Below are 1,445 nucleotides of genomic sequence, written 5' to 3'. Positions count from 1 at the left end.
GGCTACACAGTCTAATAATGGCTGCCAGCGAGGGTTGTAAGTGTTTTGCACTGTCTTATGATCCAAAAGTTACCAGTTTGATGAAGGAGGTGGGAATAGAGGGGTATCGTCTAGAAAACCTCCCCGACGACAAGCAAATCATCCTAGAGAAGATTCTACAGCTGTATCGGGCAGAAGACAGGGAATTATGGCAACAAAAGGCCTATAGTTTCGCCCAAAGTGCCCAAAAACACAAAAAACTACTCTCAGAAATCATCCCGCTAGAAACCACCAGGGAAATCACCATAAAAACAGCAACAGTATTGGGATTGCCCCTACATGTCAGTGACGACTATGAGGGATGGCTGTTAAAACGTCTGGAAAAGGGTATTTCCACCCATGTAGTCACCATGAATGCGGAAATGGTGATGATGGCAAGAAGGAATCCCCAATTAGCGGAGGTTATCAAGGCCGCAGACCTAGTAGTGCCAGATGGTTCAGGAGTAGTGCTATATTTGCGAAAAAAGGGTATTAGACAAAAAAGAGTAGCCGGCATAGAATTGGCTGCAAGCTTAATCCAAAAAATAGGTGCTAAGGGGGAAAAATACCCCGTCTGTTTTTATGGCGCCGCGCCTGGAGTTGCCGAAAAAGCAGCCCAATTCTGGCAGCAGAGAGTACCATCTTTGAACTTCATTTGTAACCACGGCTATCTATCTCCCTCAGAGATGCAACTGTGGTGTAGGCAAATCCAAGCAGTCCAACCCAAACTAATTCTAGTAGCCTTAGGAGTCCCCAGACAAGAGATTTGGATTGCTGACCATCGTCATCTAGTAGAAAACGCCATCTGGATAGGAGTAGGGGGCAGTTTTGACATCTGGGCGGGAGTGAAAAAAAGAGCCCCCCGTTTCTTCCAAGAAAATCACCTAGAATGGCTATATCGCCTTTATCAGGAGCCTCATCGCTGGCGTCGAATGCTGGCCCTCCCCCACTTCTTCTGGGTGGCCCTCCTCAGGGACAAATGAATCATAAGTCCCCCTTACCCCCCTTGACTTTTTCTGGATATTTCGTTACCATAGTAAACGTCAGTTGGTTGGGATTGTAGCTCAGCTGGTTAGAGTGCCTGCCTGTCACGCAGGAGGTCGCGGGTTCGAGCCCCGTCAGTCCCGTTTCGTGGTGTACCCGGATACGGGGCCCATGGCCCACGGGTTAGGGGGGTTTTTGTCAGTGTCCGCCGGGTATTCGCTGAAACTCCCCGTAACGGGGGATGGGATGTAGGGATTAGTATGTAGAAAGCAGGATGTAGGGGACAGGAGGTACATTGGGAGTGTGGGGTGGCTGGTGTTTTTTTTTGATTGCTAATTAATTGCTGAGACGTTTGAGCTGGGATACATCGTCAATTGTTAACTAGTGGATTATTGTTGACTAACTAATGTAAAAATGACTAGTGTGAAAGTGTAAGAGGGTAT

Annotated in this window: 1 protein-coding gene and 1 tRNA gene; both read left to right on the top strand. The window is 47.8% G+C overall.

The annotated features are described in order from the left end of the window. Nucleotides 1-80: 80 nt before the first annotated feature. Nucleotides 81-1,001 carry a WecB/TagA/CpsF family glycosyltransferase gene (locus IGQ44_10110; protein ID HIK38326.1) on the top strand — a complete coding sequence of 307 codons (921 nt, stop codon included), beginning with the start codon at nt 81-83 and terminating at the stop codon, nt 999-1,001. 70 nt (nt 1,002-1,071) lie between these two features. Beyond that, nucleotides 1,072-1,145: transfer RNA gene (locus IGQ44_10105), tRNA-Asp, on the top strand. The last annotated feature ends 300 nt before the right edge of the window (nt 1,146-1,445 follow it).

This window comes from Geminocystis sp. M7585_C2015_104, assembly GCA_015295805.1.
In the GTDB taxonomy this organism is placed as follows: Bacteria; Cyanobacteriota; Cyanobacteriia; order Cyanobacteriales; family Cyanobacteriaceae; genus DVEF01.
The sequence above is the reverse complement of the archived record's forward strand: the minus strand, read 5'-3'. Positions and strand labels throughout refer to the sequence as shown.